This is a genomic window from Winogradskyella eximia, from assembly GCF_003386165.1.
In the GTDB taxonomy this organism is placed as follows: domain Bacteria; phylum Bacteroidota; class Bacteroidia; order Flavobacteriales; family Flavobacteriaceae; genus Winogradskyella; species Winogradskyella eximia.
The window spans coordinates 1,097,998-1,124,970 of sequence record NZ_QRDV01000001.1 but is presented as its reverse complement, the minus strand read 5'-3'; the positions used below and the strand labels follow the sequence as shown (position 1 = coordinate 1,124,970).

The window sequence follows — 26,973 nt, the reverse complement described above, 5'->3', positions numbered from 1 at the left end:
TGATTGTGATTTTTGGTTCGTTTGCATCAAGGCAAATGAACAGAAAAAATAAATATATGAGTAACAAAAAACAAAACATACTAATCATTGGAGCAGGACTTTGCGGAAGCCTATTAGCATTAAGACTAGGACAAAGAGGCTACAACGTCAATGTTTACGAAATGCGTCCAGATTTAAGAACTACAGATATTTCTGCAGGTCGTTCCATCAATTTAGCATTTTCAGACCGTGGAAACAAAGCCATGAAACTCGTTGGTATTGAAGATAAAGTGAAAGAATTATGCATTCCTATGAACGGAAGAATGATTCACGACAAAGAAGGCAACACGTTTTTATCTAATTACAGCGGAAGGGATTACGAATACATCAATTCCATTTCCAGAGGTGAATTAAATGGTTTATTGCTAGACGAAGCCGAAAAACATGACAATGTCTCTATTCATTTCAATAAAAAATGTAACTCTGTAGATTTTGAAAACACCACAGCTACATTTCAAGATTACAATTCTAAAGAGGAATTTATTGAAGATGCAGATTGCATAATTGCCACAGATGGAGCAGGCTCAGCATTACGAAAAAGCTATTATTTAGGGAAGAAATTCCTTTTTAGTTTTTCTCAAGACTATTTAAGTCATGGTTATAAAGAATTAACCTTTTTACCAAAAGAAGATGGCAGTTATAAAACCTATAAAAACGCATTACATATTTGGCCAAGAAGCAGTTTTATGCTTATTGCTTTACCAAATTTAGATGGTAGTTTTACGGTTACTTTATTCTTAAGTTACAGCGAAGGCGAATACAATTTTAATAATTTAACAACACCAGAATTGGTAACAGAATTCTTTCAAAAAGAATTTCCAGATGCCTTAGAAATTATGCCGAATTTGGTAGATGATTTTTTCGAAAATCCTACAGCAGCTTTGGGCACTGTAAAATGTTCCCCTTGGCATTATAAAGGCAACACTTTATTAATGGGAGATTCAGCGCATGCTATAGTTCCTTTTTATGGTCAAGGCATGAATGCTTCGTTTGAAGATGTGGTAGAATTTGATAAAGTTTTAGACCTGAATTTAAACCATTGGGAAGCTACGTTTGAAGCCTACGAAAAAAACAGAAAGAAAGACACAGATGCCATTGCCGATTTAGCCATTGACAATTTCCATGAAATGAAAGGTCATGTTGCGAATCCAATATTTCAAGAAAAACGAAAAATTGAAATGGCTTTAGAAAAAGAATTCCCTAGTGCCTATTCTTCAAAATATAGTTTGGTTACCTTTAATGAAAACATTGGTTACAGACAAGCGATGTTAAGAGGACGAGCACAAGACAAGGCTATTTTAAATATGTTAACAGATAAAATTATTTCATCAGAAGATAATTTAAAAGACATTTTAGAAAAAGTAAAAGTAGAAACTGAAGCGATTTTAGAAGACGACAGAATTGCTGGATTGCATTAACTGTTAGCAAAAAATTAAAAAACTTGGGATTGAAAACAATAATTAGTAAATACTAATGTCCCAAATCAATTCAAAGAATTGAACATCAATCTGCAGAAATAATGAGCGAAGGAATGTAGATGCGAAGCGAAGCTTCAAGCACGGAATTCTGAAAGCGAATGTTCCGAAGGAATTTCCTCAGATTGATCGTGATTTTTGGTTCGTTTGCATCAAGGCAAATGAACGGAATAAAAAAATAAAATGATGAGTAAAACAAATGATAAAATTCCTGCTTCTGCAGGGACAGGAGTAACACCAAGAGGAGCCTATCCACACGTTAAACAAGTTGGCGATTTTATTTTCGTTTCAGGCACAAGTTCTCGTCGATCAGACAACACCATTGCAGGAGTTGATATTATTGACGAAATGGGAACAAAAAAACTAAACGCTTACACCCAAACTCAAGAAGTTTTAAAAAACATCGATAAAAATCTTCAAAAACTTGGATCGAGCATAAAAGATGTGGTGGATGTTACCTCATTTTTAGTCAACATGAATGACTTTGCCGATTACAACAAAGCCTACGGAGAATTCTTCGAAAAAGAAACAGGACCAACACGTACAACCGTTGCTGTACATCAATTACCTCATCCTGATTTAGTGGTTGAAATTAAGGTTATGGCTTATAAGCCTCAATAAATGATTAAATTCTTCAGACATATTAGAAAATCATTACTTTCTGAAAACAAATTTAGTAAGTACTTAATCTACGCCATTGGAGAAATCATTTTGGTCTTTATTGGCATAGCCATGGCATTACAATTTAACAACTGGAATGAGGCTAAAAAAACAAGAGAAAAAGAACAACAAGTCTTAACAGAAATTATATCAGATTTAGAATTTACACTTCAAGATTTAGATAGAGTTATCAATACAAGAACCAATAATTTAAAAAGAACTATTAATTCAATTCATACAGTAATTGATATCCTAGAAACTAATAAACCCTATCATGATTCTTTGGCTTACACTTTTAGATCTATAAACGCTTACGATGATATTCATTTTAAAACTAGTGGCTATCAATCTTTAGTATCCATAGGAACAGACCTTGTTGAAGATCCTAAATTACGATCTTCAATAGGAGAATTTCACACCTCGTCAATTAAAGAAACCAAAGGTCGTTTTGAAGAAGTACATTTAGATTTTTATAGTTACATGATAGATAATTACAGAAAAAAATATACATCTGTTTTTGATGAAAATTCTCTTGAGAGATTAATCCCTAATGATTTTGAAACGCTAAAAAAAGACAAAGAATATATACAGTCATTAAAAGTTTTTTTAGGTGTAAATATTTCTTATTTGGAAATCTTAACTGAAGTCAACCTTGAAGCAGAACAACTAAAAGAAGACATAGAAAACTATTTAGAGTGAACATTCAAAACTACATAAATGGAAAATTCCACGTCCCAATTCAAGATAACTGGATAGACAACTACAATCCATCTAATGGTGAAGTTTACGGACAAATACCTAACTCATCAAAAGAAGATGTTGAAAATGCCTATATCGCAGCAAAATCTGCTTTTCCAACTTGGAGTAAAACGACGCTAGAAGAACGAAGTAGAATCTTAATTAAAATTTCAGAATTACTGGAAGCCAACTTACAGCATTTTGCAGAAGCAGAAAGTAAAGACAACGGGAAACCTGTCAGTTTAGCTAAAGGAGTTGATATCCCAAGAGCTGCAAGTAACTTTAGATTCTTTGGAAATGCGATTACACAATTTGCAAGTGAAAGTCATGAATCCGTAGGACAACAAGCCATAAATTACACCTTACGCCAACCCATTGGTGTTGTAGGCTGTATTTCACCTTGGAACCTTCCACTCTACTTGTTTACTTGGAAAATCGCACCAGCTCTAGCAGCCGGAAATTGTGTGGTTGCCAAACCAAGTGAAGTCACACCAATGACCGCTTATTTATTAGGCGAAATTTGTAATGAAGCTGGCTTACCAAAAGGCGTATTAAATATTGTTCACGGACTAGGAACCTCAACAGGACAAGCCATTATTGAACACCAAGATATTAAAGCCATTAGTTTTACAGGTGGCACAGCAACTGGAGCGCATATTGCCAAAGTAGCTGCACCAATGTTCAAAAAATTATCTTTAGAATTAGGAGGGAAAAATCCAAACATCATTTTTGCAGATTGTGATTATGAAGACATGCTAAACACAACGGTTCGCTCATCGTTTGCAAATCAAGGGCAAATCTGTTTATGTGGAAGTCGCATTTTTGTAGAAGCTTCTATTTATGAGAAATTCAAAACAGATTTTGTCACCAAAGTAAAAGCGTTAAAAGTTGGGCACCCTTCAAACGAAGACACCAATATTGGCGCATTAGTATCTAAACCTCATTTAGAAAAAGTAAAAGAATATATTCAAATCGCTAAAGATGAAAATGGAACTGTGTTATGTGGTGGTAATGAAATTACTGTTAAAGGTTATGAAAACGGTTATTATTTAGAACCAACGGTTATTGAAGTTCCTAATGACGACTGTCGTGTGAACCAAGAAGAAATTTTTGGACCTGTCGTAACTATTATGCCATTCAACACCGAAGACGAAGTTTTAGAAATGGCCAACAAAGTTAAATACGGACTTTCAGCGACATTATGGACCAATGATTTAAAACGCACCATGAAACTAAGTAACCAACTGCAAGCAGGAATTGTTTGGGTAAACACTTGGATGATGCGCGATTTAAGAACGCCTTTTGGAGGTGTAAAAGCTTCTGGAGTTGGACGCGAAGGTGGATTTGAAGCTTTGCGTTTTTTTACGGAAGCCAAAAATGTTTGTATAAAGTATTAAGCGATGGGAATTGGCAGAATAGAGTTTATAAGACTTACCGGATTAGCTCTTACAGGCACAATGATTGATCCATTTCAAGCAGTGTTAACTCACGACGAATATTATATCAACAAAAAGTTAGGGATTATGTTTACCATTCCCAAATCATGGGGTTTTATTAAAATACAAGATTTTGGAAAGTTAAAAGAAGAACAGATTCTAGATGACTATTGTGATTATATTAAAGATGACATTTATGAAGAATTAGGTGATCCAATTTGTATTGTAACCAAATACTATGAAAACCTCCCTAAACATGAAGGTCTTTTTTCACCAACAATAATTTTGAATGTTAATCATGAAACTGATTTAGAAGGCTCTAGTTTATTAGATTTCGAATCTGTTTTAAATATTTCTAAACTTGCAACATCAAATATTCTTAAAGAATTCAAGGTTATTAAGAAATATGAACCTTTTGAAATTAGTGGTGTCTCTTTTTACGAATTTGATGCAACATATCTTTACGAACATAAAGATTTGATTGACCCTATTAAAGTTGATTTAAAAATCTTCAAAGCAAAGCACAATGGCTATTTTTATGACTTTAATTGCCACCAATCTATAGAAAAAAAGCAAATTGCTCATAATGAATTTAAAGCATTTAAAAACAGTATTAAATTAATATGAATCTAGAACTAAACAACAAATACGCATTAGTGTGCGGAAGCACAGCAGGAATAGGAAAAGCAACAGCACTAGCCTTAGCAGCAGAAGGTGTTCAAGTCACACTAATTGCTAGAAATGAAGACAAGTTAAAAGCTACATTAGCCGAATTACCGCAACAAAGACCACACGATTATATTGTCGCTGATTTTTCGAATCCTACGGAATTGAAAGCCAAAGTATCAGACTATGTTTCTAAACATCATGGGTTTCATGTTTTAGTTAATAATACAGGAGGTCCAAAAGGAGGTCCTGTTTTTTCAGCAGACGTAGACGAATTTGAATCCGCTTTTACGCAACATTTAAAATGTAATCATGTCTTAGTTCAAACGGTTGTTCCATTCATGAAGGCTGAAGGTTATGGTCGTGTCATCAATGTGATTTCAACCTCTGTAAAACAACCTTTAGATGGTTTAGGTGTTAGTAACACCATTCGTGGTGCAGTGGCTAATTGGAGTAAAACCTTAGCCAATGAATTAGGCCAATTTGGCATTACAGTGAATAACGTTTTACCAGGAGCAACTGGTACTGAGCGATTAACTCAAATTATTAAAAATAAATCTGCGAAATCTGGAAGCACAGAAGAAGAAGCGGCTAATGCAATGAAAAATGCGGTTCCTGCAAAACGTTTCGCTAAACCAGAAGAATTAGCAGATGCTATTACCTTTTTAGCAAGTGAACGCGCTGCTTATATTAACGGAATTAATCTTCCGGTTGATGGCGGAAGAACAAAATCTTTGTAACTTTATAGAGAATAAAAAAACAAAAATCATGAGTAAAATATATCCTCCCATTAATTTCAAAGCATGGATAGATGAAAATCGTCATTTACTAAAACCACCTGTTGGTAACAAAGTGGTATGGAAAGATGGTGATTTTATTGTGATGGTTGTTGGAGGACCTAACAGCAGAAAGGACTACCATTATAATGAAACACCAGAGTTTTTCCATCAAATTGAAGGAGACATGGTGCTTAAAATCATTGAAAATGGTGAACCTAAAGACATTCATATTAGAGAAGGTGAAATATTTCTTTTACCACCAAAAGTTCCACATTCTCCGCAACGTGGAGCTAATACGGTTGGTTTGGTTATTGAATATCCAAGAGACAAAGGTGTTCAAGATGCATTACTTTGGTTCTGTGAAAATTGTACAACAAAACTATATGAAGAAGATTTTACGGTAGAAAATATTGAGACAGATATGCCTAAAATTTTTGATAACTATTATAGTGACAAAGACAAACGCTGTTGTCCAAACTGCGGTGAAGTAATGCAGCCTCCCAAAAAAGTACAGGTAGATTAAAATCACTTTTAATTTCCCTGAAAGGAAAAATTTAAACCCTAACTAAAAAGATTCCTCCCTTCTCGGGACATAACTATGGAAAAACGTAAACTTAGAATAAACGGCCACTCACATTTACTTCCTTATCCAGAGGAAATACCTCAGTTTATGCAAGACAAAGGTATTTTTTGGGTAGATAAAGACCGAAAATTCATGCTTCAAAAAGATTGGAACCGTCCAATTACAGATTCTAGTTTTTTCTTAAATGAAAAATTAGCATGGATGGAACGTTTTAATATTGACCATGCTGTTGTTTTAAACCTATCGCAACTTTATGGAAATGGGCTGCGTGTTGAGGAGATGAAACAGGCCTTACGTTTTCAGAATGATTTTAATGCTAAAATCCAACATAATCATCCAAGTAAGTTCACCTGTGGATTTGTTGTTCATCCTGGGTTTGTTAGAGGAGCATGTTGGGAAATTGAACGTTGCGTTGAAGTTTTAGGCCTTCAACTTCTATGTTTACCAACCCATTACATGGATACTATTGGAACTTGGCGTTGTATTTTTGATGAGGAGAACGAGCCTATTTTTGAGTTAGCAAATAAATACAATCTTGCCGTAGAAATTCATCCTTACGATGGTGAAAAATTTATTAAACTAGAAAATACCTCTTGGAGATTTCACTTAATTTGGATGTTAGCACAATGTGCTGATGCGTATCATTTCTTAACTTTAAATGGGTACCAAGACAAATATCCTAATATGCGAACTTGCTTTGCACATGGAGGACAATTGGCACAAATTAACTTAGGAAGACGAATTCAAGGTTTTGATGGTCGTCCAGATTTATTTGAAGGCAAAAGCCACCCTAGAAAAGCCGTTGGTCATAAAAACATATTCTTTGATACACTGGTACACGACACAGGTGGCCTAGAACTATTAATTAGAAATCAAGGCTCTAAACAAGTCTTAATGGGATTAGATGATCCTTATCCACTTGGAGAAATGGAAAGCGAAAAGCAGTCTTCTTACCCTGGAAAAATCATAGATTTAGCTATAGAGCGCGAGATAATTACAGAGACCGAAGGTGATGCTATCTGGGAAGACAACGTTATTCAATGGTTATGTGGAGATGATGAAGCCGCTAAAAAGAAATTAGTCGATAGAATTTTATCCTAGCAGTTTCCTAGACCTTATTCCTATAATTAAAATTATCATGTATGTATTTCTTGCCTGAAAACTTAGATAAATATGTAGTTGATCATTCTGAACAAGAACCTAAACTACTACAACAACTGACTAGAGAAACGTATCAAAAGGTATTACAACCCATTATGCTTAGCGGACCATACCAAGGTCGTGTTTTGAGCATGATATCAAAATTAATTAGACCTAAATCTATTTTAGAATTAGGTACGTTTACAGGTTATGCTACGCTGTGTTTGGCAGAAGGTTTAGATAAAGATGGTGAACTTCATACTATTGATATTAATGAAGAATTAGTTGACTTTCAACGAAAGTATTTTGACAAATCTAATTTTGGATCTCAAATTATTCAACATACAGGAAGTGCTCTAGATATTTTACCTCAATTAAATCAAACGTTCGACCTCATTTTTATAGATGCAGACAAACCTAACTACTCTAATTATTTTCATTTAATTATAGACAAATTGAATCCAGGAGGCATTATTCTCTCTGATAATGTCTTATGGCATGGCAAAGTCGTTGAGCCTTTAGATGAAAAGGATAAATCTACAAAAGCGGTTTTAGATTATAATATACTGCTTAAGAATGATGAACGCATTGAAACGGTTCTTTTACCAATTAGAGATGGGTTGACAATAAGCAGAAAAAAGTAAATGATAAGAATTATTTATTCCTTTTTAACGATCCGGTAAAGTCTTCTAAATCATCCTTTACTTTCTTTATTTCGTCATTGATGTTTTTAGTAACATCTGTATCAATAATATTATTTTCTTTAGCACTTTTAGTAACTTCTTGCTTAATATCATTGGTGGCATCCTTCAGTTGACGCATACCTTTACCTAGGCCACGCGCTATTTCTGGTAATTTATCCGCACCGAAAACAAGTACCACAATAAATAATACGAAGATTATTTCGGTACCTCCAATGAATAATAATGTTAGTTGATGTATCACAGTGCAAATATAAAGTGAGTTTATCAATTATAGTACTTCTAATTGAAAATAAAAAAAAGCCGACTTAAAAAAGTCGGCTAAATATTATAAAACAACTAAATTTAATTCTTTACCTTGTTCTTAAACTTATCAAAATCACTATCCTTAACCTCAATTGGCCAAGAATTATTAGTGGTATCAACATCTGCTGTTTCTAAATCAGGATCTACTGTTATTGAAACAATTTCTTTTTCACTAGCAATAGCTTTATTAACTTCCTTGTCATTTAATCTCCATACTTGGGCAGGATATGTCTCTCTCATTTTAGAACCATCTGCATATGTAAACTCTACAATAATAGGCATTACTAAACCACCTGGCTTATTAAAAGTAACTTGATAAAAATACTTTGGAGCTTTCTTAATCTCCTTTTGTTCCTCTGGAGTAAAATTGTCCATAATGTACTCTTTTACTGTTGGTAGGTTGTTAAGATCTTCCATGTTTTTAATGGCATCATCATAACCTTCATCTCCTTCTTCAATAAAATAAACCAAACTTTTTGGATCTCTATTATATTGTTCCGCTAATCTTCTACCATTATCATTTGGAGTACTAGTAACGGCGAATTTCTTAACTTCTTTAATACCTATATCAGTGTAATCTGTAGTGTAAAACCATCCTCTCCAAAACCAATCTAAATCTACAGCAGAAGCATCTTCCATTGTACGGAAAAAATCTTCTGGTGTTGGGTGTTTAAACATCCATCGGTTGGCGTATTCTCTAAAAGAATAATCAAAAAGTTCGCGACCCATTATGGTTTCTCTTAAAATGTTTAATGCGGTTGCAGGTTTACTGTAAGCATTATTACCAAATTGATAAGTATTTAATCCTTTGGTCATAATTGGTGCAATATAATCTTGATTACCTCCCATATATCGCACTATATTTTTAGCAGGACCTCTTCTTGATGGATAGGCTTTGTCATTTGGTGATAATGCTTTAGGATACCATTCCCCAAAATCTTGTTCGGCAACATATTGAGAGAAGGTATTTAATCCTTCATCCATCCAAGTCCATTGACGCTCATCACTATTTACAATCATAGGAAAAAAGTTATGTCCTACCTCATGTATAATTACACTTATCATTCCATATTTTGTTCTGTCAGAATAGTTACCTTCCTTATCTGGACGACCAAAGTTGTAACAAATCATAGGATATTCCATTCCCATTGGTGCATGTACTGAAATGGCCTTATGATAAGGATAATCGAAGGTTAATCTAGAATATGATTTTAAAGTACTGGCAACAGCCTTGGTTGACCATTGTTCCCAAAGTGGATTTCCTTCTTTAGAATAAAGAGACACAGCCATAACATCTTTATCTCCGATTTTAACAGCCATCATATCCCATAAGAATTTACGAGAAGTAGCAAAACCAAAATCACGAACCATTTGTGCAGAAAGTTTCCACGTTTTTTTGTTTTTACTTTTAGTTTTTTCAGTTTTTTCTGCTTCAGCCTGTGTTACGATCATTACAGGTTCATCATACGACTTTTTAGCTTTATTATAACGCTTCATCATATCCTTAGTAAATACCTCTTCCCTATTTACCAAATAACCAGTACCATCTACAATATGATCTGCAGGCACAGTAATATTAACATCAAAATCTCCAAATGGTAAAGCAAATTCATCACGTCCCCAAAACTGAGAATTTTGCCAGCCTTCTACATCATTATAAACAGCCATACGAGGATAAAACTGAGCCATCACATAGATACGGTTATCATTTTCTTCAAAATACTCATATCCTGATCGTCCACCATCTTTTACATGGTCGTTAATATTATACCACCATTTTATTTTGAAAGAAAAACTCTCTCCAGATTTTAAAACCTTTGGTAATTCTACTCGCATCATGGTACGGTTGATAGTGTGCGGTAAATCTTTTCCATTAACAGTTTTAACATGCTCTATATGAAAACCACCATCAAAAGATTCTTTTAAATAAGATTTTACAGCTCTAGACGATGATGTTGCTGGTGCAATACCAGAATTACCAATCAAAGGAGTTTTAGAATCTCTGGCACGCATATTCTGGTCTAATTGTACCCAAAGATATCTTAAGTCATCTGGTGAATTATTGGTATAGGTAATAGTTTCATCACCATATAATTTTGCATTTACGTCATCGATTTCGATATCCATTTTGTAATCTGCTTGTTGCTGATAATAAGCTGGACCAGGAGCACCAGAACCTGTTCTAAACATATTTGGAGTTGCAAACTCATCATACAACTGTTTGAATTTGTTTTGATTAGTGTGCCCTTGTTGACGCTCTACCTTTTCTTCATCTTGAGCATAAGCACTAAAAGAGGTAAAAAGTATTACGCAAAAGAGGTATTTAAAAATTTTCATATGGAATATTTAGTGATTTATTATGAGGCCTAAAATAGGAATTTAAGATGGCTTTAACAGAATTTTATTTAAAGTTTAACAAGCACGAATCATTCTCAGGAACCAATAAAAAGCTCTTATTTTTCCCCAAGAGTTTTAAACGAAGAATATTTTGTTGGTCTGCAAACACATCGAATAAAAGTTGATTTGTAACTCCTATGGATTTAATGTTTGAAACATTTTCTACTTCTAAGTAACAATAAGTAATATCCTCTTTATACTCTTTACCAATAAATTTAAAACTTACCGGACTTCCGTTTACACTAAATTTTAGTTTATCTGCTAAATAACGTTTCATGTAAGTTTCAACAACCTCATCTTCTTGCTCTGTATCTAACGTAATATTTTCATCGTATCGTTTGCGCAATAAGGTTTCAAAATCATTTATAAAAATTTGACTAATTATTTGAAGTGATTGTGCTTTTTCAGAATATTCTACTTGTGTAACACTAACATAATACTCATGATTATTATTAGTAGTAGATGTAAAAAAAGGAAGAATTAAAAAAGCTATGAATAGGCTAAATGACTTCATGATAATTATTATAATTTCTTTATTGTTTGCAATACGCGTTCCAGACTCAATCTTTAGTAACTATTTTTCTATTTTCTTGATATGCAGAAAGCTTGGCTTGTAAAAATTCGAGTAATTTAATTTCGTTGTTTTGATTACATAAGGTTAAGAATTCCTCGTCCTCTTGACAAAACAGAAAATATTCAATTCGTAAATTTTCGGCTAAGGTATCTTTTTCAAAAAGAAAGGACTCATAATTATCTTTTAAACGCTGAAGACAAGCGTCTCTATTATCTAATTCCACTATGGCTTTCAACTTTTTAGTTCTGCCGCTGATGGTATTTAGTAACTTAAAGAGATTAACACTTGGGCCACCACCATAAATTCCACCAACTAACCCAACCATGTCACCACCATCTGCATCAAATAATTTACGTTCGTTCTGTGTTAGTGGCTTCCCTGTAAAACCAGGAATACCTAAATCGTAAAAATTAATTTCGGGTTTTACATCTGAATTTTCTAAATCAGACTCTAGACTACCTGTTAAAATCTTACCTACAACAACTTCGTTTAACTCGCTTACATTTTCAATTAATTGCACATTAAACTGACCTAAATCTACTATTGAAGCAGTAATAATAAACTCTTGTGTTTCATATTTTACTCCAGTAATCACTAAAGTATCTGAAACCTTTGCTGGGATTATAAAACTACCATCATCATTAGAGATGGTATACTTTGCTGCTGTTTTGTTTTGAATATGAAGACCCTCAACCTCATCATTAGCAATGAGCTGACCTCTTAAATCTTTAATTTGTGCCTGAAGATTAAAACCTAAAATGAAAAGTATAAAAAGCGTAAAAATTTTAATCATCCTCATTTAATTTATTTTTAAAATCTTCGAGTTTTTCTAATAGAAAACCAACATCATTTATCTGATTTTCGTCTTCACAAATGGTATTAAATTGCGCATCTTCTAAACAAAACTGAAAAAATTCAGTTTTATACTGTTCCGGAATTGGGATGGCCTCAAAAATAATATTAGCGTATTCGGCTTGTAGACTATTTATACAATCTTCACTAGATTCTATTCTTACTCTTTCCTTATAAGCCTTTGTATCACCATTAATTCTATTCAATATCTTATGCACATTAATAGCAAATCCGATACCATAATAATAAACAAATTGCCCATGGTCTGCATCATACAATCGTTGTTCGTTTTGTGTGGCAGGTAAGTCTGTAGAACCTGGAATACCTAAATCGTAAAAATCAATTTCGTGTTTTACATTAGAATTTTCCATATCAGACTCTAAGCTTCCTGTTAAAATCTTACCCACAACAACTTCGTTTAGCATATTTATATTTTCAACAAGTTGCACATTAAAGTGTCCCAATTCCATCATTGAAGCACTAATTACTACTTTTTGATTTTGATACTTAACTCCTGAAATCACTATGGTATCTAAAGTTTGCGCTAAAATTTCAAAACTACCATCGTCATTAGATATAGTATATTTCAGTCCTGTTTTGTTTAGAATATGTAGACCTTCAACGTCATCATTTGCCATTAGTTGGCCACTGATGCTTTTACGTTGAGCCATTAAAACATATGTGAATAAAAAGGCGGATATAAAACAAAGAATTTTAATCTTCCTCACTTATATCTTTTAAAAACAACTTGCTCAATTGAGAAATTCGTTCTAATAATTGCAATTCTTTATCTTTTTCAAACAACGTTTCATCAACACCTTCGTTTTCTACATAATCTGCAAAGGCTTCAACTTGGTCTAAAGGAATATTAAAATTAGAATGAATATAATTGATGCTATAAGTATCTAGTGCTTGTTTAAAAGGCGTTTTTTTAACTAATTGCTTTTCTTTTTCTGATTTAAATTTAACGGTATCAAAATTAACCACTTGTTTAATTAAAAAACCTGCGACATTAACTAAATTCACCATATTCACTACTTGCGGATTGTACTCGTTAAAGGCAAGGTTATCGGCTTTAGTTTTGTAATCTGCTGAAAATTCAAAATCTTCAATATGGTCTAAACCAAAATAAATAGCATCTAAATCTACATTATGAGTTCTTACATTATCTAAATCTGCATTTAAATTACCGGTAAGACCAAAAGGCAATAACACCACCTCATCTAGCTTATTAATTTCTTCCACCAGAATCACAGTTAATTGTTTGGACGCAATTATATTTTCTGTAATAGTTACACTAAAATCCTTAAATTGGAGTGCACTAAACTCTACCAAATCATTAACAGCAACTTTGATTTCAAAATTACCATTTACGTCAGTTGCAGTACCTTTGTTAGATGATGAATTAAAAACCGAAACGCCTTCTTTATCATTAGAAGACACCACAATTCTACCATTTACGGTAATTCTATCAATATTTTGCCCAAAGGCAGTTAGAGTAAAAATACCAAATACTAGGAGTATAATTTTTTTCATGTTGTTTAGTTAAGATTAATAAAGTTCGGTTTAATAATTGTAAAACCATAAAAAATGAGGTCAAACTTTTGTTAAAAAATTAATTTATGATTTTTATATCTATCGATATTGAAAAGGATTAATTAAATTCGTTTATTATCATTGCTTTTAAAGTTCATTTGGTATAATTTTTCAATCACACAAAGAATTCATATTTTAACAAAAAAGAATCAAATTTTGAAATCCATTATAATCGCAAGCACCTCTACTATTCATGGTAGTGGTTATTTAGAATATTTATTAGATGAACTTAAAATTCATTTTAAATCTACGGACCATATTTTATTTATTCCATATGCTAGACCAGGAGGTATATCTCATGATGAGTATACAAATATAGTAGCCAAAGCCTTTAGTGCTATAGGCAAAAAGGTTACAGGAATACATGAATTTGAAAATGCAGCAGAAGCCATAAAACAAGCAAAAGGTATTTTTGTTGGTGGAGGAAACACCTTTGTTTTGGTTTCTCAACTCTATAAAAACAAAGTACTATTACCCATACAAAATGCTATTGAAAATGGCACTCCTTACTTAGGCACAAGTGCTGGTAGTAATATTTGTGGACTAACCATGAATACTACTAATGATATGCCTATTGTATATCCACCAAGTTTTAAAACTTTGGGCTTAGTACCCTTTAATATTAATCCACATTATTTAGACCCAATTGCAGGTAGTAAGCACATGGGAGAAACTAGAGAAACACGCATTAAGGAATTTCACGCTTTTAACACACAACCTGTCATTGGACTGAGAGAAGGAAGTTGGATTGCTGTAAAAGGAAATAATCTCACCTTAAAAGGACCATTAGACGTAAGAATTTTTGAATATGACAAAGCGCCTTATGAAGTTAGTACTAACTCAGATTTAGGGTTTTTAAAATAAATTATAGTTTTTTTAAAAAGTGATACCCTAAAATCTGATACCCTTCGTTGTAGTAAAACTTATGTGACGCATAATTTTGAACATAAGTATTGAGTTCTACCGAAGCACACCCTTTTTCTGTTACATAGTTATTAATCCAATTCATAAACAATTTACCTAAACCATTGTTTCTAAACTCTGGCTTAATATAAACATGATCTAATTCTACGGATTTACCAATATAATGACGCGTGCAAAACCATAAGCCTGTAACTGCAATTAGCTCATTATCTGTAAAAACACCAGCACATTCATAGTTTTGTTGTTTAATTTCGTTGAAACGCGATTTTAGTAATTCCTCACTTACTTTACCATCATTTAATGCGTACACTAATGGAATAATTTGGTCTAAATTATCGTTAGGAATTATTTTGAATTGAAAATTCATAGCTTATAATTATTGATATAAATGTAAATAATTAAACCAAATTGAAATAGGAAAATTATAATGATTTATACAAAAGCAATGACTTTTAAATAAATTATGTGTCAAACTTTTGTAAATTAAACTCAATAATACAATTAACATGAGAAGAGGTAACTTTAAAGTCAGGCTATTCATTGGTATCGCTATTGTAGCATTTGCATTTATCCGTAGATGTAGCCAACAAGAAACAAACCCTTATACAGGAAGAACCCAAGCGATATCATTTACCCCTGAACAAGAAATTGCTATAGGTTTACAAAGTGCTCCAGGAATGGCGCAACAGCATGGAGGTTTACATCCAAGAAATGATTACCAAGCTTTAGTAGAAAATGTTGGAAATAAATTAGTAAATAACAGTTTAGCTAAAGATACCCCTTATAAATATGAATTTCATTTGTTAGCAGACGAGAATACTATCAATGCTTTTGCATTACCTGGAGGTCAAATATTTATAACGCAAGCCTTATTTTCTCAACTCGAAAACGAAGATCAATTAGCAGGAGTTTTAGGTCATGAAATTGGTCATGTTTTAGGTAAACATTCTAACGAACGCATTACAGATTCTAAATACTGGCAAACCCTAATTATGGGAGCTGGAGCTTTTGATATGGGAGCTATAGCATCTCAAATAGGAAACGGAACACTTCTTAAAAACGGAAGAGAAGATGAATTAGAAAGTGATGAACTTGGTGTTTTATTTATGCTAAATGCGGGTTACAATCCTGAGGAAATGATTGGTGTAATGGAAATTCTTAAAGCAGCTGCAGGACCAAATAGAGTTCCTGAAATGCAAAGCACCCATCCAGACCCTGAAAATAGAATTGAAAAAATTAGAGAAGCTATTGCTAAATATAAAAATGCGTCTTAAATAAATTTAAAGACGCATTTTATAACTAACTCAAATAATAAACTAAACTATACTGTTTTCTTTTTAAAACGCTTTAAAAATAGTGCAGCATCTGTTGCGTTTGCTTTTTCTGCAAGTCTCAAAGCCGTATAACCGCTATCACAAGACTCGTGTATTTTAGAACCTGCCGTAATTAAAACCTTTATTAATTCTACACGATTATATTTTGCAGCATAATGAATGGGCATCATACCATTGGATTTGGTATTAACATCCACACCATTATTTATTAATCTTTTTACTTCTTCAGTGTTACCTGTAGCGACCGCCTTACATAAAGGACTGACTTCTACTGTTTGTACACTAACCTCTTTTGTTTCTGAAGTTAGAATCTCGTTCGATGCATTTAAATTACTAATTGAAAAGGCTAATGCTAAAGCTAAAACTACTGTTGATTTTTTCATGATGAAAGATTTTAAATTAATATTGATTGTTTTTGATTATACTAAATAGACGACGGAATTCTAAAAGTGTTACACTTATAAAAAATTATAACATTTATTTAACATTTTGAAAACAAGCATATTAAAACAAAACCTGAACATTTTCTAAATATTAAAACATAAAAGGGAGTTATTAATTATATATTTTTTTAACATACAGAATAGTAATAGTATTCTATGTATTATCTTTGATTTAACAAAATAAAACACTCATGAACAAGAAGGTTATTTTAATGATTTTAGACGGTTGGGGAAAATCACCAGACCCTAAAGTTTCGGCAATAGATAATGCACAAATTCCATTTATAGACTCACTTTATACTAAATATCCTAATGCAAGTTTAAGGACTGACGGCTTAAATGTTGGGTTGCCAGAAGGTCAAATGGGAAATAGTGAAGTTGGACACATGAATTTAGGCGCAGGCCGAATTGTATATCAAGATTTAGTAAAAATTAATCTAGCGGTAAAAAACAAGACCTTACGTGAAGAACCTGTTTTAAAAGCTGCTTTTGAATATGCTAAAACCAATAATAAAAATATTCATTTATTAGGCTTAGTAAGTGATGGAGGTGTTCATTCTCATATCAATCATCTTTTTGGTTTGCTTAATGCTACACATGATTATGGCTTAGAAAAAGTTTTTGTCCATGCTTTTACAGATGGTAGAGATGTAGATCCAAAGTCTGGCTATGGTTTTATATCAGAATTACAAGATCATTTAGATAAAACATCTGGAAAGTTAGCTACCGTAACAGGACGCTATTATGCAATGGATAGAGATAAACGTTGGGAACGTGTAAAAATCGCCTATGATGGTTTGGTAAATGGAGAAGGTGAAAAAACACAGAATGTTTTAAAAACCATTCAAGGCAATTATGAAAACGATATTACAGACGAATTTTTAAAACCAATAATTGTAACCGATAAGGATCACAAACCTGTTGCTACAATTAAAGATGATGATGTTGTAATATTCTTCAACTTTAGAACCGATAGAGGTAGACAATTGACTGAAGCATTATCGCAAAATGATTTTCATGAATATAACATGCATAAATTGAATCTCTATTATGTCACTTTAACAAATTATGATGCTAGTTTTAAAGGCATAAAGGTGGTGTTTAATAAAGATAATCTTACCAAAACTTTAGGTGAAGTTTTAGAAAAACATCATAAAAAACAAATACGTATTGCGGAAACTGAGAAATATCCACACGTGACATTTTTCTTTTCTGGTGGTAGAGAAAAACCTTTTGAAAGTGAAACCAGAATTTTAAGAAACTCCCCAAAAGTTGCTACTTACGATTTAAAACCAGAAATGAGCGCTAATGAGTTAACAGAAGCTTTAGTTCCGGAACTTAAAAAAGGTGAAGTAGATTTTGTGTGCTTAAATTTTGCGAATGGAGATATGGTTGGTCATACTGGTGTAATGGCGGCTGCAATAAAAGCATGTGAAGCCGTAGACCAATGTGTAAAAAGTGTAGTTACTACAGCGTTAGAAAATGATTATACTACCATTTTAATCGCAGATCATGGCAATTGTGAAACTATGATTAACCCAGATGGTTCTCCAAATACAGCTCACACTACAAACCCAGTACCTATTATATTAATAGACAAAGACTTAAAAGAAATAAAAGATGGTATTTTAGGAGATATAGCTCCTACTATTTTAAAATTAATGGGCATACCTCAGCCAGAAGAAATGACGCAAAAGAGCCTTGTATAATAGCATGTTAAGCATAAGATTTTTCGTCTGAGTTTGTTTCTTTTTATTGAAAATCCTTAGTCGAAAAATCCGTATGCTTATAAGTTTTAATGTCAATTAATTATAAAACTATTTCAACTCTAATTACAAGATTCGATATTCAAATTGGTAAAAACTTGTTATTATTGTAACTTTGCCGTTCAATTTATTATCCACATGAACTTTCAGAACAGATTAATAGTAGCCGTAGATTTTGATGGTACCATCGTAGAAGATGCTTATCCTAAAATTGGGAAAACTCGAATTTTTGCTTTTGAAACTCTAAAACGATTACAAGCAGATGGCCATCGATTAATTCTTTGGACCTACAGATGTGGCGCAAAATTGCAAGAAGCTGTTGACTTCTGTAAAGAAAACGGCATTGAATTTTACGCTGTAAACGCAAGTTTCCCTGAAGAAAAATACGACTATAGTAGAAGCCGAAAAATCCATGCTGATCTCTTTATCGACGATCGTAATATAGGTGGTATTTTAGGTTGGGGAGAAGTTTACCAACTTATTACTGACGAAAAACCAGAAATTAAAACGGCAAAAAAAAAATGGTGGCAGTTTTAGTATTTTAAAGCATATCAAAATAAGCTCTATCTATACTTTCTCTATGATCTGGATGAGCAATATCTACCAAAGCTTTAACTCTATTTTTTATTGTTTGTCCATATAAATTGGCTACTCCGTATTCCGTAACCACATAATGTACATGAGCTCTAGTGGTTACCACGCCTGCGCCAGGTTTTAATGAAGGTACAATTCTACTAATTCCATTTTTAGTTACTGATGGCAATGCTATTATAGCTTTACCTCCTTCGCTAAGTGATGCTCCTCTTATAAAATCCATTTGCCCTCCAACACCCGAATATATTGAGGAACCAATTGAATCTGCACATACTTGACCAGTTAGATCTACTTCAATAGCAGAATTTATTGCTACCATTTTAGGGTTTTGCTTAATATACGCTGCGTTATTTGTGTAATTTGAAGCACGCATTTCTACAAACGGATTGTCATTTACATAATCATATAAACGTTTAGAACCCATTACAAAAGTAGAAAGTGCGCGTCCGCGATTAATCTTTTTATAATTTCCGTTAATCACATTGTTTAGAATTAAATCTATAACTCCATCAGAAAACATCTCAGTATGTAATCCTAAATCCTTATGATTTGTTAAGCGTGTTAATACGGCATTAGGAATAGAACCAATACCCATTTGCAATGTACTTCTGTCTTCTATTAAATTCGCTACATAATCTCCTATTTGACTCTCTATTGCGTTAGGAGCTGCCATTTCATGTATCGGAATTTCTTCATTTGTTTCTACAAAAAAATCTATTTCAGAGATATGAATAATTCCTGCTCCATGTGTTCTTGGCATCTGTGGATTTACCTGTGCAATTACTGTTTTAGCATTATCTATTGCAGCTAATATAGCCTCAACTGAAACACCAAGAGAACAATACCCATGACGATCTGGAACCGAAACATGAATTAAAACCACATCGAGTTCTAAAATACGTTGTTGAAAAAGACGAGGCAATTCACTTAAAAAAACGGGAGTATATGATCCGTTACCTGCTTTTATAGTATGTCTTACATTTTTTCCAACAAAAAAAGAATTAACATGAAAGCTATCTCTTAATTCCGGATTTGCATAAGGTGCTTCCCCTTCTGTATGTAACTGACATATTTCAACATTTCTTAATTCTTCATGGCGAGCAGACAGTGCTTTTATTAAAGTTTGAGGTGCTGCTGCAGCGGCTTGTATATAAATACGGTCATTAGACTTCACAACCTTTAAGGCTTCTTCTGCGGTAACGGTTTTATACATAGTAGTTTTATTTGACTGCAAATTTATAATAGACAGCCTATTTAAAAACTGTCCATCATCATGTTTTGAAAATTTTTTAAATTAATTAGCTCGTCATATTTCTCATTTGAAATTAGGATAATAAAACAACATTTTTCAATTTCGTCATTAATTAAAGTAAAAAATCCTCATTTTCTCCCATAGTAATTTCAAACAAGAAATGGTATTACCTATCTTTGCCGCTCAATATTTTGAAATTATGATTATAGTAAAAACAGCAGAAGAGATTGAATTAATGCGTCAAAGTGCGCTCATCGTATCTAAAACTTTAGGTATGTTAGCTAAAGAGATTAAAGAAGGTGTTACCACTAATCATTTAGATGCTATCGCTGAAGAATTTATTAGAGACCATGGTGCTCTGCCTGGCTTTAAAGGATTATACGATTGTCCTTCAACATTACTATGCAGTGTAAATGAAGCTGTTGTTCATGGTTTACCTACTGATATACCATTAAAAGATGGAGATATTGTTTCTGTAGACTGTGGCTCTTTTATGAATGGCTTTTATGGTGATCACGCTTATACTTTTGAAATAGGAAATGTTGCAGAGGAGACTAAGAAACTCATTCAGATTACTAAAGAATCACTTTATAAAGGTATTGAACAACTAAAAATTGGCAACCGTGTTGGTGATGTTGGTTTTGCAATTCAACAATTCACCGAAGCGGAAGGCTATGGTGTTGTTAGAGAATTAGTTGGACATGGTTTAGGAAGAAAAATGCATGAAGATCCTGAAATGCCAAATTACGGAAAACGTGGTCGTGGAAAAAAGTTTATTGAAGGTATGGTAGTTGCTATTGAGCCAATGATAAATTTAGGAACTCATAAAGTAAAACAGCTTAGTGATGGTTGGACTATTGTAACGCAAGATGGGAAACCGAGTGTACATTTTGAACACGATGTTGCTATTGTAGATGGGAAACCAGAAATACTTTCAACTTTTGCTTATGTGCATGAGGCTTTGGGTATTACTTCAGATGAAGAAGATGCTTTTAGACAGAATGCACTTGTTTTATAGTTATATTTGATAATGCTTAAATTTTTTCGAAAAATTAGATATAACCTTATAAGTAAAAATAAAACAGGAAAATATATTAAATATGCTCTTGGCGAAATTATTCTTGTTGTTATTGGTATTTTAATTGCGCTTCAAATTAATAATTGGAATGGAAATAGAAAAGATGTTATTTTAGAAAAAGAATATCTTACCAGATTAAAAAGTGATTTAGAATATGATCAAAGTTTACTTAAAAGGATTACCATTAATAGATATGAACGTAAGGTAGAATGTCTTGAAAAAGGTAAAGCCTACAACCAAGGTAATTATATAATAAAAGACACATTACAATTTTTGGACGATATTGGTTATGGAGGAGTTTTTGGAAATGTAAATTGGAGTCTGAATACAAACACCTATAACGAACTTATAAGTACTGGTAATTTGAGAAAAATAAAAAGTGATTCCTTAAGAAATAATATTATCACATATTATGAAAACAGCAATGCATATCAAATTTCAGGAAGGGATTATATCAGTGGTTATATCAATTTTGTAAATTCATTAAGACCTTATAACTCAAAAAATAAAGAATCAGATATTGTATTTGATACACCAACTATGCTTAAGCATTTGAAGACTGAGGAATATTACCGATTAGCTAATCTTGAATTAACACTTGCTCATAGCGTTACTAACTTTGCAGATAAGTTAATCCAACAATCGCAAGAATTAGTTAATAGTATTGAAACCGCTTTGAAAGACTAAAATTTTTCGTGAAAAAACTCTTTAAACTTATTCTCAATCTAATTCCAAGACCTTTACTCATAAGATTAAGCTACGTGGCACGCCCAATATTAGCTTTCTTTTTAAAAGGAGATACATTCACAGATCCCATTGACAACAAAAGTTTTAAAACATTTTTACCGTATGGTTACGGTAACCAACGACCAAATGTACTTTCACCTTCTACCCTTTCTTTAGAAAGGCATAGATTGTTGTGGTTATATTTAAAAAATGAAACTGATTTCTTTACTGCAGAAAAAAGTGTACTTCATTTTGCTCCAGAACAATGTTTTTTAAAACGTTTTAGAAAGCTTAAAAACTTAAAATATACGACAACCGATTTATTATCTCCTATTGCGGATGTGAAAGCAGATATTTGCGACCTTCCTTTTGAAGATAATAGTTATGATATTATTCTTTGTAATCATGTCTTAGAGCATATCCCAGATGACACTAAAGCCATGCAAGAATTATACAGAGTCATGAGACCTGGTGGTTATGGTATTTTTCAGATCCCACAAGAATTAGATAGAGCTGTAACTTTTGAAGATGATTCTATTACAGACAGAGATGAGCGTGCTAAGATTTTTGGACAATACGATCATGTTCGTGTTTATGGTCGTGATTATTTTAACAAGCTTCGTTCTATAGGTTTTAAAGTTAAAGAAGTGGATTATACCTCGAAACTTTCAAATGAAACTGTGGATAAATATCGATTAGCTAAAGGTGAAATTATTCCTGTGGTTTATAAATAACAACTACTTTTTAAAATGACTCAACAAATTATTATTGCAACTGGTGCACTTTTTGGAATGTTATCTGTAATTTTTGGTGCTTTTGGAGCACATGCTTTAAAGAAAATCTTATCTACAGATCAATTACATAGTTTTGAAGTTGGCGTAAAATATCAAATGTATCACGCCATCGTATTACTAGCTTTAGGTCTAAGCGCTACCAACGTGACCTCAGCAACGTATTGGTGTTTTACAATTGGTATTATATTATTCTCTTTTAGTATTTACGGATTGGTTTTATCAGATACTAAAGGGAAAAAACTTCGATTTTTAGGTCCTGTAACTCCAATAGGTGGATTGCTTTTGGTAATAGGCTGGTTGCTTTTATTAGTTAATACATTTTAATAAATGTGACAAAGTTGTTAGTAACAAAAAAAAAGCTGCTCCACCCTAACCTGGAACAACTTTTTTTTTATTTAAATGCTAATAGCACTTGCATATAAGAAACCAAATTTATTGATAGGTCACATAAAAATTTATTTTTTTAAATAATACATTATAAGAAAATGTGAAATAATAAATGTCATTTTATTAACACAGAGACAACCTATAGAAATGTCTTTATTCAGTTAAAAAAATATAAAAAAAGGAACGATATTCATTCCGAAAAAACATTTAAACTTAAGGTTTGTAACTCTTTATTTTCATCTTCATAAATAAAACAAACGCATTAAGAAAATCCCAATAATAATAATAATAATAATAATAATAATATAGAAACAGAAAAGAAAGAGTTCTAATTTATTTCGTTTTAAGTATTTCATACAATTCTAAAATAAGAAAAGTTGAACTAAAATTAATTAGCCCAACTTTTCTTAATCACTTATTTTAAATTATTAAATAGCAACGCTGTTAATATTACACGTATTTACAAGCAATGTGTGCTATAACTTGCATTACCAGAAATAGACCAACCAGCAAAACCATCTGTAGCTCCAGTATCTACTTGTACACAACTTAAAGTGTTAGATCCCAATTCCATTCTCCACATATTAGCATTGTTTCCGTTTGCAATGTTTACAGAATTTGTAAAATTATTGCTACCGCCTTTTAAATCGGTTAAATTTACCAACATACTTACATCTAAATTTTCTAAATTATTACCTTCTAACAATAATTGTTCTAATAGTGTATTATTAGAAACATCAATTGCCGTTAGATTATTATTAAATAATTGCAAGTTTTTAAGATTAATATTTTGACTAATATTAATGGTTAAAAAACTATTATTATTTGCTACCAAAGATCGTAATGCCGTTAGTTTTTGCAAGGCAGTTGCAGGTAAATCGTCAATATTAGAGTTTCCTATGCTTAAAACTGCAACTCTACTATCTTCAACTGTAACACCATCCCAAGTTGAAACATCGGTTGTTGTAATATCCCAAGATAAGGTATTGTTTGCATTGGCATTATAAATTTCAATTAGTGCATCACGATCACTTTCTAAGACGTAATTTGGTGTGGCATCGTCATCACTATTACAAGCGGTTATTAATAAAATAGCGAAGAGTAGTGTTACGGGTTTAAATATTTTCATTTGTTTTAATGTTTAGCTTATACCATTCCTCATTTTAAACAAGAAATGGTATAACGATTTGAGTTTTAAATTTATTTGGTCTTTGTTCTAGAATATTAGTTTATGGACACCGTATTACCACAACCTGAATTTTTTCGGTACACTTGGATATTAGTAGAATCATAAGCATGACTTCCACCAGACTTCGTTATTTTTTGTAAATAAGCATCTTGATCACAGCTCCATCTGGCTGTTCCACCAGCACTAATTCTTGTTCCTGGATTACTACTTCCAGCTCTACCTACATAAATTTCATGATTCGAGTTATTACGAAGTGTTACCGTGTTTTTTAACTCTGATGCCTGATAGTTTGCCTCATTTTGTTTTATTCTTCTTTGCAAGTCTTTATACTCTGGCGTAGCCTTTATAGAATCGTTGTAGCGTTTTATTTCTTCGTCTCCAGCTTCTCTTGCGCGTTTAATTTTTGCAATATCTTTTTTGTCTTGGGCCGTTATTGGACTCGCTTGTTTGGCTTTCATCGCCGTGACGTAATCATTGAATATCTTTTCAATATTTACCGTTTGAATATACTTATAGGTTGGTGATTGTCCTGTAGCTTCTAACTTAGCTTTCATGCGTCCTAAAAAACCACCTTTCTTCTTTCCTGAATCTTCTTTTGCTTCAGTACGATCTTTAACCATAACATATACAGCAGTGACATTCTTCACTTCTGGAACACCTTCACTTGGTATGTAACTAATCTTAAATAATAAATCGTCAATGACCATATAACCATCTAACCCTCTTTTGTGAATATTCTTTATAGTCATTACATTTGGGTAACTATCTACTCTACCATAATCGCTTATTTCCGACATACCAAAACCACCATAACTTTCTGAAATGGGATTAGCTTCAAAACCCACAGGTTGTCCGGTTGCTAATTTTTTTACGGTAATAGTTACCGCTGGTTTTCCACTTACAATGCCAATGGTACCATCGTCATTTATAGATATACCAGAAAAACCTTCGTAGATTGCTGTCTCTCCATTAGCTTCAAGAGCTTCGTAAAAGGTTTTTTGAGCTTGCGCTATGGTTGCTGTAAAAATTAGAGCAACCGTTATCATTATTTTTTTCATAATAGGTTAAATTTTAAGTTTATATCGTGTCAAATATCGAATATGACAGAGCTAAAAAATGAAGTAAGTTTCTGAAATGCCGTTTTTAACTTCTAAAAAATAAGGCTTATAACAATTTGAATTAATTCGAAATTTATTCTGAAACCGCTACAACAAACGCTTTAATTTTTTGTTGTGTCATAGTAATAACCTTCGCTTCATTTTTGCTGTAAAAATTACTGTAACTAAAGTCCGTCCAGTCTTCACTATCTTTATCTGCTGCTTTAACCATAACAAAACTTTCATTGTCGTATGTAATAACAAAAAGTCCGTAATCGTTATAAAAAACAGGGATTCCCAACTCTTTACTTTCTTCTTTTTGATACTTATAAATTGCAGGCATACATTGAGCACAAACTGCAATTGCTAATACCTTATCGCCTGCAAACTCTCCATATTGAAAAAGCTTAGATTTGGTTGGCTTATTGCCTATTCCCTTTTCGGCTTCTAATAAATGGTAAGTTCCGTTAATGGCTTCTGTAGGAATTTCACTTTGAGAAAAAAGTATAGATGATGTAAATGCTATAATAAGGTAGGTTAAAATTGTTTTCATAATTATGTATTTATAGGTTTTAATACGAATCTAAGTTTAGTATAATTTCAATAAAAATGAAGATTATACAATATACTGTTAGTCTAAAATAGTAATGTCTCCATTATAATAACCTGTAACATTATTACCCAATTCATCTGTTAAATCAATGCTAATGGTATATTGACTATTTTCAACTGTAACAGAAACATCTCCAGATTCAATATCAACAGATCCTGTTTGACCATCACCTAGAGAAGCATCATAGTCTAAAATATAGCCACCTCTATTTAATATAAATCCTAAAGAATTTTGATTATCATAACTATAATCTCCTTCTGCTAATCCCGTTTGTTCATTTGAAAATAACGTAAGTGTCAAAAAACCTCCATGACCATTAATATCTCTATTTGAAGCGATAGTAATACCTGAACCTGTTAAAAGAAGTTCAAACTCTGTAATTCCATTATAGGTTCCATCATCAAAAAGTGTTGCATTTGTAACTTCAAAACTATTAGCGTTAACCTTAACTTCATTTCGTTTTACAGTAACAGAATCATCGCTATCGCAAGAATTTAAGACACAGAAACTAATAGTAATAACGAGTAATTTTAAAATTTTAATTGTTTTCATAATAGGTTGTTTTTTTTTAGATTTATAACACAAATATCTATGTTGCTGTCGTTGGTTTAGTGTATCAGTTTCTGAAACAACAATCTCAACTTCTAAAGACAAAAAAATCTCGTAAGCATAACACTTACGAGATTTAAAATAACTACGATTAATCGTTATTGCTTAACAAAACGTTTGGTTGAAACATTTCCGTTTTCGTCTTCAATTTTAATTAAAAAGACACCATTTTCTAAGCTAGAAACATCTAGCTTTTTATTTTCAGATTTTAATACTTCTTTACCT

30 protein-coding genes are annotated in these 26,973 nt (G+C 32.4%); 17 read left to right on the top strand and 13 right to left on the bottom strand.

From position 1 onward, the window contains the following. The first annotated feature begins 56 nt into the window (after positions 1 to 56). The 9 genes from DFQ10_RS04670 (at position 57) to DFQ10_RS04630 (ending at position 8,160) form a co-directional block, all read left to right on the top strand. Positions 57 to 1,457 carry an FAD-dependent oxidoreductase gene (locus DFQ10_RS04670; RefSeq protein ID WP_115816445.1) on the top strand — a complete coding sequence of 467 codons (1,401 nt, stop codon included), beginning with the start codon at positions 57 to 59 and terminating at the stop codon, positions 1,455 to 1,457. A gap of 243 nt (positions 1,458 to 1,700) precedes the next feature. Beyond that, positions 1,701 to 2,135, top strand: coding sequence for a RidA family protein (locus tag DFQ10_RS04665; protein ID WP_115816444.1), 435 nt, complete (start codon positions 1,701 to 1,703; stop codon positions 2,133 to 2,135). Beyond that, entirely contained in the window at positions 2,136 to 2,873 is a 738-nt protein-coding gene (locus tag DFQ10_RS04660; protein WP_115816197.1) for a DUF6090 family protein, read from the top strand. It begins immediately after the preceding gene. Continuing rightward, the gene (locus DFQ10_RS04655; protein WP_115816196.1) at positions 2,870 to 4,309 is read left to right on the top strand and encodes an aldehyde dehydrogenase; all 1,440 of its coding nucleotides are present in this window, start codon (positions 2,870 to 2,872) and stop codon (positions 4,307 to 4,309) included. The genes DFQ10_RS04660 and DFQ10_RS04655 overlap by 4 nt, the downstream gene beginning before the upstream one ends. 3 nt (positions 4,310 to 4,312) lie before the next feature. Then, positions 4,313 to 4,975 (top strand): hypothetical protein, encoded by a 663-nt coding sequence (locus tag DFQ10_RS04650; protein ID WP_115816195.1) that lies wholly within the window; start codon positions 4,313 to 4,315, stop codon positions 4,973 to 4,975. Then, positions 4,972 to 5,754 (top strand): SDR family oxidoreductase, encoded by a 783-nt coding sequence (locus DFQ10_RS04645; RefSeq protein ID WP_115816194.1) that lies wholly within the window; start codon positions 4,972 to 4,974, stop codon positions 5,752 to 5,754. The genes DFQ10_RS04650 and DFQ10_RS04645 overlap by 4 nt, the downstream gene beginning before the upstream one ends. Positions 5,755 to 5,782: 28 nt before the next feature. Then, positions 5,783 to 6,316, top strand: coding sequence for a 3-hydroxyanthranilate 3,4-dioxygenase (locus tag DFQ10_RS04640; protein WP_115816443.1), 534 nt, complete (start codon positions 5,783 to 5,785; stop codon positions 6,314 to 6,316). A 75-nt stretch (positions 6,317 to 6,391) separates the two neighbouring features. Continuing rightward, a complete protein-coding gene (locus tag DFQ10_RS04635; protein WP_115816193.1) occupies positions 6,392 to 7,477 on the top strand; it encodes an amidohydrolase family protein in 1,086 nt (361 codons plus the stop codon). A 41-nt stretch (positions 7,478 to 7,518) separates the two neighbouring features. After that, positions 7,519 to 8,160: an O-methyltransferase gene (locus tag DFQ10_RS04630; protein ID WP_115816192.1), complete on the top strand. Its 642-nt coding sequence runs from the start codon at positions 7,519 to 7,521 to the stop codon at positions 8,158 to 8,160. Between the two features lie 10 nt (positions 8,161 to 8,170). Here the strand turns inward: DFQ10_RS04630 and DFQ10_RS04625 are convergent, their stop codons facing one another. From DFQ10_RS04625 to DFQ10_RS04600, 6 genes are all read right to left on the bottom strand, one after another. Further along, positions 8,171 to 8,461 (bottom strand): Sec-independent protein translocase subunit TatA/TatB, encoded by a 291-nt coding sequence (locus DFQ10_RS04625; RefSeq protein WP_115816191.1) that lies wholly within the window; start codon positions 8,459 to 8,461, stop codon positions 8,171 to 8,173. 101 nt (positions 8,462 to 8,562) lie between these two features. Further along, on the bottom strand, positions 8,563 to 10,860 hold the full coding sequence (locus DFQ10_RS04620) for a M1 family metallopeptidase (RefSeq protein ID WP_115816190.1): 2,298 nt from the start codon (positions 10,858 to 10,860) through the stop codon (positions 8,563 to 8,565). 64 nt (positions 10,861 to 10,924) lie between these two features. Beyond that, positions 10,925 to 11,434: a DUF6702 family protein gene (locus DFQ10_RS04615; RefSeq protein WP_115816189.1), complete on the bottom strand. Its 510-nt coding sequence runs from the start codon at positions 11,432 to 11,434 to the stop codon at positions 10,925 to 10,927. A gap of 46 nt (positions 11,435 to 11,480) precedes the next feature. Further along, positions 11,481 to 12,287 (bottom strand): peptidase associated/transthyretin-like domain-containing protein, encoded by an 807-nt coding sequence (locus tag DFQ10_RS04610; RefSeq protein WP_115816188.1) that lies wholly within the window; start codon positions 12,285 to 12,287, stop codon positions 11,481 to 11,483. Continuing rightward, the gene (locus tag DFQ10_RS04605; RefSeq protein ID WP_115816187.1) at positions 12,280 to 13,017 is read right to left on the bottom strand and encodes a peptidase associated/transthyretin-like domain-containing protein; all 738 of its coding nucleotides are present in this window, start codon (positions 13,015 to 13,017) and stop codon (positions 12,280 to 12,282) included. The genes DFQ10_RS04610 and DFQ10_RS04605 overlap by 8 nt, the downstream gene beginning before the upstream one ends. 43 nt (positions 13,018 to 13,060) lie before the next feature. Continuing rightward, positions 13,061 to 13,882 carry a carboxypeptidase-like regulatory domain-containing protein gene (locus tag DFQ10_RS04600; RefSeq protein ID WP_115816186.1) on the bottom strand — a complete coding sequence of 274 codons (822 nt, stop codon included), beginning with the start codon at positions 13,880 to 13,882 and terminating at the stop codon, positions 13,061 to 13,063. Between the two features lie 216 nt (positions 13,883 to 14,098). Here DFQ10_RS04600 and pepE point away from each other — a divergent pair, with 216 nt between their 5' ends. Next, positions 14,099 to 14,806 (top strand): dipeptidase PepE, encoded by a 708-nt coding sequence (pepE, locus tag DFQ10_RS04595; protein ID WP_115816442.1) that lies wholly within the window; start codon positions 14,099 to 14,101, stop codon positions 14,804 to 14,806. Position 14,807: 1 nt separating this feature from the next. On the opposite strand, the gene DFQ10_RS04590 is transcribed toward pepE, so the two are convergent. Further along, positions 14,808 to 15,233: a GNAT family N-acetyltransferase gene (locus DFQ10_RS04590; RefSeq protein WP_115816185.1), complete on the bottom strand. Its 426-nt coding sequence runs from the start codon at positions 15,231 to 15,233 to the stop codon at positions 14,808 to 14,810. 139 nt (positions 15,234 to 15,372) lie between these two features. Between DFQ10_RS04590 and DFQ10_RS04585 the strand changes: the two genes are divergently transcribed. After that, positions 15,373 to 16,140: a M48 family metalloprotease gene (locus DFQ10_RS04585; protein ID WP_115816184.1), complete on the top strand. Its 768-nt coding sequence runs from the start codon at positions 15,373 to 15,375 to the stop codon at positions 16,138 to 16,140. 47 nt (positions 16,141 to 16,187) lie between these two features. On the opposite strand, the gene DFQ10_RS04580 is transcribed toward DFQ10_RS04585, so the two are convergent. Further along, complete coding sequence (locus DFQ10_RS04580; protein ID WP_115816183.1) at positions 16,188 to 16,583, bottom strand: ankyrin repeat domain-containing protein; 396 nt, start codon at positions 16,581 to 16,583, stop codon at positions 16,188 to 16,190. 251 nt (positions 16,584 to 16,834) lie between these two features. Between DFQ10_RS04580 and gpmI the strand changes: the two genes are divergently transcribed. Together gpmI and DFQ10_RS04570 are read left to right on the top strand one after the other, a co-directional pair. Further along, positions 16,835 to 18,352: a 2,3-bisphosphoglycerate-independent phosphoglycerate mutase gene (gene gpmI, locus DFQ10_RS04575; RefSeq protein WP_115816182.1), complete on the top strand. Its 1,518-nt coding sequence runs from the start codon at positions 16,835 to 16,837 to the stop codon at positions 18,350 to 18,352. Between the two features lie 195 nt (positions 18,353 to 18,547). Beyond that, positions 18,548 to 18,946, top strand: coding sequence for a BT0820 family HAD-type phosphatase (locus DFQ10_RS04570; RefSeq protein WP_115816181.1), 399 nt, complete (start codon positions 18,548 to 18,550; stop codon positions 18,944 to 18,946). Positions 18,947 to 18,950: 4 nt separating this feature from the next. On the opposite strand, the gene DFQ10_RS04565 is transcribed toward DFQ10_RS04570, so the two are convergent. Beyond that, the gene (locus DFQ10_RS04565; RefSeq protein WP_115816180.1) at positions 18,951 to 20,216 is read right to left on the bottom strand and encodes an acetyl-CoA hydrolase/transferase family protein; all 1,266 of its coding nucleotides are present in this window, start codon (positions 20,214 to 20,216) and stop codon (positions 18,951 to 18,953) included. 238 nt (positions 20,217 to 20,454) lie between these two features. Between DFQ10_RS04565 and map the strand changes: the two genes are divergently transcribed. The 4 genes from map to DFQ10_RS04545 are packed head-to-tail and all read left to right on the top strand — an operon-like array spanning position 20,455 to position 23,177. Beyond that, positions 20,455 to 21,273 carry a type I methionyl aminopeptidase gene (gene map, locus DFQ10_RS04560; protein WP_115816179.1) on the top strand — a complete coding sequence of 273 codons (819 nt, stop codon included), beginning with the start codon at positions 20,455 to 20,457 and terminating at the stop codon, positions 21,271 to 21,273. 12 nt (positions 21,274 to 21,285) lie between these two features. Then, positions 21,286 to 22,020: a DUF6090 family protein gene (locus DFQ10_RS04555; protein ID WP_115816178.1), complete on the top strand. Its 735-nt coding sequence runs from the start codon at positions 21,286 to 21,288 to the stop codon at positions 22,018 to 22,020. Positions 22,021 to 22,028: 8 nt separating this feature from the next. Continuing rightward, the gene (locus DFQ10_RS04550) at positions 22,029 to 22,793 is read left to right on the top strand and encodes a class I SAM-dependent methyltransferase (RefSeq protein ID WP_115816177.1); all 765 of its coding nucleotides are present in this window, start codon (positions 22,029 to 22,031) and stop codon (positions 22,791 to 22,793) included. A gap of 15 nt (positions 22,794 to 22,808) precedes the next feature. Beyond that, positions 22,809 to 23,177: a DUF423 domain-containing protein gene (locus DFQ10_RS04545; RefSeq protein ID WP_115816176.1), complete on the top strand. Its 369-nt coding sequence runs from the start codon at positions 22,809 to 22,811 to the stop codon at positions 23,175 to 23,177. Positions 23,178 to 23,700: 523 nt separating this feature from the next. On the opposite strand, the gene DFQ10_RS04540 is transcribed toward DFQ10_RS04545, so the two are convergent. The 4 genes from DFQ10_RS04540 to DFQ10_RS04525 all read right to left on the bottom strand — a co-directional run bounded on the left by DFQ10_RS04540 (position 23,701) and on the right by DFQ10_RS04525 (position 26,691). Next, complete coding sequence (locus DFQ10_RS04540; protein ID WP_115816175.1) at positions 23,701 to 24,369, bottom strand: leucine-rich repeat domain-containing protein; 669 nt, start codon at positions 24,367 to 24,369, stop codon at positions 23,701 to 23,703. A 95-nt stretch (positions 24,370 to 24,464) separates the two neighbouring features. Further along, positions 24,465 to 25,487 carry a hypothetical protein gene (locus tag DFQ10_RS04535; protein WP_115816174.1) on the bottom strand — a complete coding sequence of 341 codons (1,023 nt, stop codon included), beginning with the start codon at positions 25,485 to 25,487 and terminating at the stop codon, positions 24,465 to 24,467. A 133-nt stretch (positions 25,488 to 25,620) separates the two neighbouring features. Further along, positions 25,621 to 26,079 carry a hypothetical protein gene (locus tag DFQ10_RS04530; protein WP_115816173.1) on the bottom strand — a complete coding sequence of 153 codons (459 nt, stop codon included), beginning with the start codon at positions 26,077 to 26,079 and terminating at the stop codon, positions 25,621 to 25,623. 78 nt (positions 26,080 to 26,157) lie between these two features. Next, entirely contained in the window at positions 26,158 to 26,691 is a 534-nt protein-coding gene (locus DFQ10_RS04525; protein ID WP_147299174.1) for a hypothetical protein, read from the bottom strand. Positions 26,692 to 26,973 lie beyond the last annotated feature (282 nt).

Bases quoted from the DNA above. Each gene is read 5' to 3' on its own strand.
- DFQ10_RS04630 (WP_115816192.1), top strand. From the start codon at position 7,519: ATGTATTTCTTGCCTGAAAACTTAGATAAATATGTAGTTGATCATTCT.
- DFQ10_RS04600 (WP_115816186.1), bottom strand. From the start codon at position 13,882: ATGAAAAAAATTATACTCCTAGTATTTGGTATTTTTACTCTAACTGCC.
- map (WP_115816179.1), top strand. From the start codon at position 20,455: ATGATTATAGTAAAAACAGCAGAAGAGATTGAATTAATGCGTCAAAGT.
- DFQ10_RS04635 (WP_115816193.1), top strand. From the start codon at position 6,392: ATGGAAAAACGTAAACTTAGAATAAACGGCCACTCACATTTACTTCCT.
- gpmI (WP_115816182.1), top strand. From the start codon at position 16,835: ATGAACAAGAAGGTTATTTTAATGATTTTAGACGGTTGGGGAAAATCA.
- DFQ10_RS04585 (WP_115816184.1), top strand. From the start codon at position 15,373: ATGAGAAGAGGTAACTTTAAAGTCAGGCTATTCATTGGTATCGCTATT.
- DFQ10_RS04525 (WP_147299174.1), bottom strand. From the start codon at position 26,691: ATGAAAACAATTAAAATTTTAAAATTACTCGTTATTACTATTAGTTTC.
- DFQ10_RS04645 (WP_115816194.1), top strand. From the start codon at position 4,972: ATGAATCTAGAACTAAACAACAAATACGCATTAGTGTGCGGAAGCACA.
- DFQ10_RS04535 (WP_115816174.1), bottom strand. From the start codon at position 25,487: ATGAAAAAAATAATGATAACGGTTGCTCTAATTTTTACAGCAACCATA.
- DFQ10_RS04570 (WP_115816181.1), top strand. From the start codon at position 18,548: ATGAACTTTCAGAACAGATTAATAGTAGCCGTAGATTTTGATGGTACC.
- DFQ10_RS04545 (WP_115816176.1), top strand. From the start codon at position 22,809: ATGACTCAACAAATTATTATTGCAACTGGTGCACTTTTTGGAATGTTA.
- DFQ10_RS04660 (WP_115816197.1), top strand. From the start codon at position 2,136: ATGATTAAATTCTTCAGACATATTAGAAAATCATTACTTTCTGAAAAC.
- DFQ10_RS04540 (WP_115816175.1), bottom strand. From the start codon at position 24,369: ATGAAAATATTTAAACCCGTAACACTACTCTTCGCTATTTTATTAATA.
- DFQ10_RS04615 (WP_115816189.1), bottom strand. From the start codon at position 11,434: ATGAAGTCATTTAGCCTATTCATAGCTTTTTTAATTCTTCCTTTTTTT.
- DFQ10_RS04580 (WP_115816183.1), bottom strand. From the start codon at position 16,583: ATGAAAAAATCAACAGTAGTTTTAGCTTTAGCATTAGCCTTTTCAATT.
- DFQ10_RS04530 (WP_115816173.1), bottom strand. From the start codon at position 26,079: ATGAAAACAATTTTAACCTACCTTATTATAGCATTTACATCATCTATA.
- DFQ10_RS04565 (WP_115816180.1), bottom strand. From the start codon at position 20,216: ATGTATAAAACCGTTACCGCAGAAGAAGCCTTAAAGGTTGTGAAGTCT.
- DFQ10_RS04670 (WP_115816445.1), top strand. From the start codon at position 57: ATGAGTAACAAAAAACAAAACATACTAATCATTGGAGCAGGACTTTGC.
- DFQ10_RS04650 (WP_115816195.1), top strand. From the start codon at position 4,313: ATGGGAATTGGCAGAATAGAGTTTATAAGACTTACCGGATTAGCTCTT.
- DFQ10_RS04590 (WP_115816185.1), bottom strand. From the start codon at position 15,233: ATGAATTTTCAATTCAAAATAATTCCTAACGATAATTTAGACCAAATT.
- DFQ10_RS04620 (WP_115816190.1), bottom strand. From the start codon at position 10,860: ATGAAAATTTTTAAATACCTCTTTTGCGTAATACTTTTTACCTCTTTT.
- DFQ10_RS04665 (WP_115816444.1), top strand. From the start codon at position 1,701: ATGAGTAAAACAAATGATAAAATTCCTGCTTCTGCAGGGACAGGAGTA.
- DFQ10_RS04605 (WP_115816187.1), bottom strand. From the start codon at position 13,017: ATGGCTCAACGTAAAAGCATCAGTGGCCAACTAATGGCAAATGATGAC.
- DFQ10_RS04640 (WP_115816443.1), top strand. From the start codon at position 5,783: ATGAGTAAAATATATCCTCCCATTAATTTCAAAGCATGGATAGATGAA.
- DFQ10_RS04555 (WP_115816178.1), top strand. From the start codon at position 21,286: ATGCTTAAATTTTTTCGAAAAATTAGATATAACCTTATAAGTAAAAAT.
- DFQ10_RS04610 (WP_115816188.1), bottom strand. From the start codon at position 12,287: ATGATTAAAATTTTTACGCTTTTTATACTTTTCATTTTAGGTTTTAAT.